The organism is Agromyces seonyuensis, assembly GCF_009789225.1.
Lineage (GTDB): Bacteria > Actinomycetota > Actinomycetes > Actinomycetales > Microbacteriaceae > Agromyces > Agromyces seonyuensis.
Genome location: NZ_WSTA01000129.1, coordinates 1 through 6,345 on the forward strand (window position 1 = coordinate 1; position 6,345 = coordinate 6,345).

At 73.3% G+C, this 6,345-nt stretch carries 6 protein-coding genes; 4 read left to right on the forward strand and 2 right to left on the reverse strand.

Going from position 1 to position 6,345, the window contains the following annotated elements:
* Positions 1-483 (forward strand): isochorismatase family protein (locus tag GB864_RS17580; RefSeq protein ID WP_160426989.1); only part of this gene is annotated, 483 nt, incomplete at its 5' end.
* Positions 480-1,895, forward strand: a complete 1,416-nt coding sequence (locus tag GB864_RS17585) for an MFS transporter (protein WP_202107356.1) — start codon at positions 480-482, stop codon at positions 1,893-1,895. The genes GB864_RS17580 and GB864_RS17585, both read left to right, overlap by 4 nt.
* Positions 1,896-2,016: 121 nt before the next feature.
* Here GB864_RS17585 and GB864_RS17590 read toward each other — a convergent pair whose 3' ends face one another.
* Entirely contained in the window at positions 2,017-3,645 is a 1,629-nt protein-coding gene (locus tag GB864_RS17590) for a solute symporter family protein (protein ID WP_336604072.1), read from the reverse strand.
* Positions 3,642-3,992 (reverse strand): DUF485 domain-containing protein, encoded by a 351-nt coding sequence (locus GB864_RS17595; protein WP_160426990.1) that lies wholly within the window; start codon positions 3,990-3,992, stop codon positions 3,642-3,644. Before GB864_RS17595 ends, GB864_RS17590 begins: the two co-directional genes overlap by 4 nt.
* 201 nt (positions 3,993-4,193) lie before the next feature.
* On the opposite strand from GB864_RS17595, the gene GB864_RS17600 reads away from it, so the two are divergent.
* Positions 4,194-5,441 (forward strand): sensor histidine kinase, encoded by a 1,248-nt coding sequence (locus GB864_RS17600; RefSeq protein ID WP_160426991.1) that lies wholly within the window; start codon positions 4,194-4,196, stop codon positions 5,439-5,441.
* The gene (locus GB864_RS17605; protein ID WP_160426992.1) at positions 5,438-6,202 is read left to right on the forward strand and encodes a LytR/AlgR family response regulator transcription factor; all 765 of its coding nucleotides are present in this window, start codon (positions 5,438-5,440) and stop codon (positions 6,200-6,202) included. The genes GB864_RS17600 and GB864_RS17605 overlap by 4 nt, the downstream gene beginning before the upstream one ends.
* Positions 6,203-6,345 lie beyond the last annotated feature (143 nt).

Sequence of the window (6,345 nt, forward strand, 5' to 3'; positions counted from 1 at the left end):
GCCCTGCCCGTCGTGCTCGTGACCGCCGTCGGCCGCGCCCCCGGCCGAACCGAGCGCTCCCTCGCCCAGGCCGCCGCGCTCGCGGCCGCCGGCACCGCCGCCCCGACGTCGCTCCCCGAGGGCTTCGCCGACCTCCGCGCCGAGCTCGCGGGTCCGGGCATCCCCGTCGTCAAGCGCACGTGGGGCGCCTTCCACGGCACCGACCTCGATGAGCGCCTGCGGGCCGAGGGCGTCACGCAGGTCGTCGTCGTCGGCATCGCGACGAGCAAGGGCGTCGAGTCGACCGCCCGCGCCGCCCACGAGCACGGCTACCACGTCGCCCTCCCCGTCGACGCCATGACCGACGGCACGCTCGCCGCGCACGACGCCGCCGTCGCCACCGTCTTCCCCGAGATCGGCGAGACCACCACGACCGACGAGCTGCTCGCGCTGCTCGACGCGATCGCCCCGACGACCGGGTCCCAGGCCGCCGCCGTCGAGTGACCCGCCCCATCGCCCCCGGTTCCGACGCGAGCGCGCCGGAACCGGGCGGTCGGGCCTTCCCCGCGCGCTTCGTCGCCCCGCTCGTGTGGGGTGCGGCGCTCAACCCCATCAACTCGTCGATCCTGGCGACGTCGCTCGTCGCGATCGCGACCGCGTTCGACGTGCCCCCCGGCCGCACGGCGACGCTCGTCGCGGCCGTCTACGTCACGAGCGCCGTCGCCCAGCCGGCCGCGGGCAAGCTCGCCGTGGCCTTCGGCCCGCGCCGGGTGTTCCTCGCAGGCCTCGGCGTCGTCACGGTCGCCGGCGTCATCGGCGCGCTCGCGCCCGCGTTCGGCTGGCTCATCGTGTCCCGCGTGCTCATCGGGCTCGGCACCGCGGTCGGCAACCCGACCGCCATGATGCTCATCCGACGCCGGGCCGATCGCCTCGGCACCGGCGTCCCGGGGCCGGTGCTCGGCGCGATGTCGATCGCCGCCCAGGTCACCGCGGCGCTCGGCCTCCCGCTCGGCGGCGTGCTCGTCGGGCTCTGGGGCTGGCGCGCGGTCTTCGCCGTCAACCTCCCGCTCGGCGTCATCGGCATCCTGCTCGCGCTCGCCTGGGTGCCGCGCGACGAGCCGATCCCGGCGGGCCTTCGCGAGCCGGGCGCCCTCGCACGCGCCCTCGACCCGGCCGGCATCGCGCTCTTCGCCGGCACGATCGTCGCGCTCATCGTGTTCCTCCAGGACGTGCGGAATCCGACGTGGTGGTTGCTGGGACTGTCGATCGTCTGCGCGGCCGCGCTCGTCGTCTGGGAACGGCGCAGTCCCGACCCCTTCCTCGACGTGCGGATGCTCGCCCGCAACGGCCCGCTCGTGCGCACGTACACCCGCCAGTTCCTGACGCAGACCGCGATGTACCTCGTGCTGTACGGCTACGTGCAGTGGCTCGAGCAGGGCCGCGGCCTCGCCGCGAGCGCCGCCGGGCTCGTACTGCTGCCGATGACCGCGGTCGGTGCGATCGGCTCGGCGCTGGTCTCGCGCAAGGCGCTCGTGCGGGGGCCGCTCGTCGCGAGCGCGCTCGTCGTGCTCGCGGGCGGCCTCGTGCTGCTCGCCGTGGACGGCACCACGCCGCTCTGGGCGCTCGTCGCGCTGAGCCTGCTCTTCGGCCTCGTCACCGGCCTCACCGGCGTCGCGAACCAGGCCGCGATGTACGCCCAGACGGATGCCGCCGGCATCGGCGTCGCCGCGGGACTGCTCCGCACGTCCACGAACCTCGGCGCCATCGCCTCCTCGGCCGCGCTCGGGTTCGTCTTCACGTCCGCGGCGTCGGACGCCGGCCTGCACACCGTCGCGCTCCTCATCGCCGGACTCGGCGCGCTCGTGCTCGCGCTCGTGCTCGCCGATCGGCGCATCCCGCGGCGCGCGAGCGTCTGACGCGGCCCGGCGCCGCCTCCGGCCCCGACCCGGGGCTCGCCCGCCGCGACCCGGCGACCGCGCGCGAACGGGGGCCGGATGCCCGAGGCATCCGACCCCCGCCGTTCGGGTCGCCCGAGGATCAGTGGGCCGAGGGCGGCTCCGCACCGATGCCGGTGAGGGAGCGCACCTCCATCTCCGACTGCTTGCGGGCGTCCTCGCGCTTGTTCGAGACGAGCGTGACGATCCAGCCGAGGAGGAACGCGAGCGGGATCGAGACGATGCCCGGGTTCGAGAGCGGGAAGATGGCGAAATCGATCGACTCCGACTTCAGCATCGACGTCTCCGAACCCGAGACCACCGGCGAGAGCGCGATGAGCACGATCGCCGAGATCAGACCGCCGTACATGCTCCACAGCGCGCCCTGGGTGTTGAAGCGCTTCCAGAAGAGCGAGTAGATGATCGTCGGCAGGTTGGCCGAGGCCGCGACGGCGAACGCGAGCGCCACGAGGAACGCGACGTTCTGGCCGTTGGCGCCGATGCCGCCGAGGATCGCGATGATGCCGATGACGACGACCGTGCGACGGGCGACCTTGACCTCGGCGCCGGCGTCCGGCTTGCCCTTCTTCACGACCGACGCGTAGATGTCGTGCGCGAACGAGGCGGCCGCGGTGATCGTGAGGCCGGCGACGACCGCGAGGATCGTCGCGAACGCGATCGCCGAGATGAGGCCGAGCAGGAACGGGCCGCCGAGCGCGAACGCGAGCAGCGGAGCCGCCGAGTTCGGACCGCCCGGAGCGGCCGCGATGGCCTCGGGACCGACGAGCGCCGCGGCGCCGTAGCCGAGCACGAGGGTGAACACGTAGAAGATGCCGATGAGCCAGATCGCCCAGACGACCGACTTACGGGCCTCATTCGCGGTCGGCACCGTGTAGAAGCGCATGAGCACGTGCGGCAGGGCCGCGGTGCCGAGCACGAGCGCGAGGCCGAGCGAGATGAAGTCGATCTTCGAGATGTCGCTGACGCCGTACTTCAGGCCCGGCTCGAGGATCGCGGCATTGCCGCCGGACGCGGCGACGGCCGAGTCGAGCAGGCGCGAGAAGTCGAAGCCGTTGACCGCGAGCACCCAGACCGTCATGACGCCGGCACCGGCGATGAGCAGCACGGCCTTGATGATCTGCACCCAGGTGGTGCCCTTCATGCCGCCGATGAGCACGTAGAGGATCATGAGCGCGCCGACGACGGTGATGACGAGCGACTGGCCGAGCGTGTCGCTGATGCCGAGCAGCAGGGACACGAGACCGCCCGCGCCCGCCATCTGCGCGAGCAGGTAGAAGAAGCAGACGACGAGGGTCGTGATCGCCGCGGCGATGCGCACGGGCACCTGCTGCAGGCGGAACGAGAGCACGTCCGCCATCGTGAACTTGCCCGTGTTGCGGAGCAGCTCGGCGACCAGCAGCAGCGCGACGAGCCAGGCCACGAGGAAGCCGATCGAGTAGAGGAACCCGTCGTAGCCCGTCATGGCGATGGCCCCGACGATGCCGAGGAACGACGCCGCCGAGAGGTAGTCGCCCGCGATCGCGGAGCCGTTCTGCCCGCCCGTGAACGAGCGGCCGGCGGCGTAGTAGTCGGAGGCCGTCTTGTTGTTCCGGCTGGCCCGGAACACGATGACGAGGGTGACGGCGACGAACGCGCCGAAGATGCCGATGTTCAGCCACGGGTTGCCGGGCGCCGACGAGGCGGCCGCGGCGTGGAGCAGGGTCGCGCTCACTTGACCTCCTCCCCGCGCTCGATCTTGGTGCGGATGTCGGAGGCGATCGGGTCGAGCTCCTTGTTCGCGTAGGCGACGTACCACATGGTCACGGCGAACGTCGTGACCACCTGGAGGAGGCCGAGGAGCATGGCGACGTTGAAGCTGCCGGCGACCTTGATCGACATGAAGTCGTGGGCGTAGCTGGCGAGCAGGACGTAGGCGAGGTACCAGACGAGGCACGCGCCGAGGACGGGGAACACGAACGATCGGTGCTTGCGCCGCAGCTGCTGGAACTCGGCCGACTGCTGCACCGCGGGGAAGTCGACGTCGGTCGTCGCCTCCGCGCTCGGGGCTTCGTTGCCCATGGTGGCTCCTTCGGAGAGGGGGTGCCGACGGGCATCCTCGCCCGCCGGTGGTTCGATCCCGCACATGCTGCCGCCCCCGCGCTCCGGCGAACAGGGCCTGCCGCTCGTCTGCGACGAACGGCGGTCGGGCTGCGGCGAGCGGTTCCCCCGAGCGCCGCTCGCCGCTGCCGGGCGGCGGGCCGAGCGGTTAGGGTTTCGGTCATGCCCGAGTCGATGCTGCTCGCCGCTGCCGTCGGCGTCGTCGCCGGCGTGCTCGCGGTCGGCCTCGTCCTCGTGCTGCGGCGCATCGTCCGCAACTCCGCCGAACTCGGCACCGACGTCGAGCAGGCCACCTACGAGACGCTCCACCTCGCGTCGCGCGCGGCCGCGCACCTGCGCGGCGGATTCGGCGTCGGCGACTCGGCGCGCGCCGCCCGCCACTTGCGGGCGCTGCTCGGCGCCGACTCGCTCGCCCTCGTCGACGCGACGGGCGTGCTGGCCGTCGACGGCGACGCCGCCCTCGCGGAGCTCGCCGAACGGCTCGCCCGCCCCGACAAGGGCGGCGCGACGAAGGTGCGCGTGCACCACCGGGTCGCGACGCGCTCGGGCGAGACGGATGCCGTGGTCGCGCCGATCGTGCAGGACGGGCGGCGCGTGGGCGCCCTCGTCGCGTTCTCCGACCGCGCCCGCGCCGGCCTCGTGCGGGCGACCGGCGAGGTCGCCGACTGGGTGGCGTCGCAGCTCGAGCTCGGCGAGCTCGACGCGAGCCGCGCGGCGCTCGCCGAGGCCGAGGTGCGGGCCCTGCGCTCGCAGATCAGCCCCCACTTCATCTACAACTCCCTCAACGCGATCGCGTCGTTCATCCACACCGACCCCGTGCGGGCGCGCGAGCTCGTGCTCGAGTTCGCCGATTTCACGCGCTACTCCTTCCGCCGCCACGGCGATTTCACGACCGTCGCCGAGGAGCTCCGCTCGATCGACTCGTACCTGCGCCTCGAGCGCGCCCGCTTCGGCGACCGGCTGCAGGTCACGCTGCAGATCGCGCCCGAGGTGCTCCCGGCGATCGTGCCCTTCCTGAGCATCCAGCCCCTCGTCGAGAACGCCGTGCGGCACGGCCTCGAGCGCAAGGAGGGCGGCGGGCGCATCACCATCACGGCCGAGGACCAGGCGGGCTTCGCCGAGATCTCCGTCGAGGACGACGGCGTCGGCATCGACCCGGAGCGCCTCGCCGGCATCCTCGCGGGCGGCACTCCGGGCGAGCACGTCGGCGTCCGCAATGTGGATGCCCGGCTGCGCCAGGTCTACGGCGACGAGCACGGCCTCGTCATCGAGACCGCCCTCGGCGCCGGCACCCTCGTGCGGATGCGCGTGCCGAAGTCGCAGCCGCTGCGCAGCACCGCCCCCGCGACAGGATCCACCCCCGCGATCCCCGTCCGCCTCGCCGCCGACCGTTCGGAGGAAGCCCCATGACCGTCTCCGTGCTCATCGCCGACGACGAGCCGCCCGCCGTCGCCGAGCTCGCGTTCCTGCTCGGCCAGGATCCGCGCGTCGGCGTCATCCACCGGGCCGGCTCGGGCGCCGAGGCGATCCGCCTGCTCGCGGGCGAGCGGGTCGACGCGGCGTTCCTCGACGTGCACATGCCGGGGCTCAGCGGGTTCGACCTGGCTCGCGCGATCGGCCGGTTCGAGCATCCGCCCGCCCTCGTGTTCGTGACGGCCGACGAGGACGGCGCGCTCGAGGCGTTCGACCTCGAGGCCGTCGACTACCTCCTGAAGCCCGTGCGCACCGAGCGCCTGGAGCGGGCGATGAACCGCGTGATCGAGGCGCTGCGCGCGTCCCGCGCCCGCGAGGCCGACGGCGCGATCGCGTCGGCGGGACCCGTGCGGCCGGAGTCCATCGCCGTCTCCCTCGGCGGCACGACGCGGATGATCCGGCGCGACGAGGTGCGGTACGCGCAGGCGCAGGGCGACTACACGCGTCTGCACACCGAGGAGGCCAGTTACCTCGTGCGAGTGCCGATCAGCGATCTCGAGCGGCAGTGGGCGGGCGACGGCTTCGTGCGCGTGCACCGCTCGTACCTCGTGCAGCTCGGCTACGTGACGCGGCTGCGCCTGAGCGCCGACCAGCCGAACGTGACGATCGGCCAGGTGCAGCTGCCGGTGAGCCGGCGTCTGCTCCCCGCGCTCCGCGACCGGCTCGAGGCCGCCACCATCCGTCGCAGCGACGACTGAGCCGAAGCCGAGGCAGCGACATGAGCGAGCCGATCGAGCCGCCCGACGCGACGGGCCCGACCGCCCCGGCAGGTCCGTCGCCCCGCGTGCGCGTGACGGCCCCGCGCCCCGGCGAGGGCGGCGGCGAGCCGGCGGGTCCGAAG

What these genes read in the sequence shown, in the direction of transcription:
- GB864_RS17605 (WP_160426992.1), top strand. Translation starts at nt 5,438, where the DNA reads ATGACCGTCTCCGTGCTCATCGCCGACGACGAGCCGCCCGCCGTCGCC.
- GB864_RS17595 (WP_160426990.1), bottom strand. Translation starts at nt 3,992, where the DNA reads ATGGGCAACGAAGCCCCGAGCGCGGAGGCGACGACCGACGTCGACTTC.
- GB864_RS17600 (WP_160426991.1), top strand. Translation starts at nt 4,194, where the DNA reads ATGCCCGAGTCGATGCTGCTCGCCGCTGCCGTCGGCGTCGTCGCCGGC.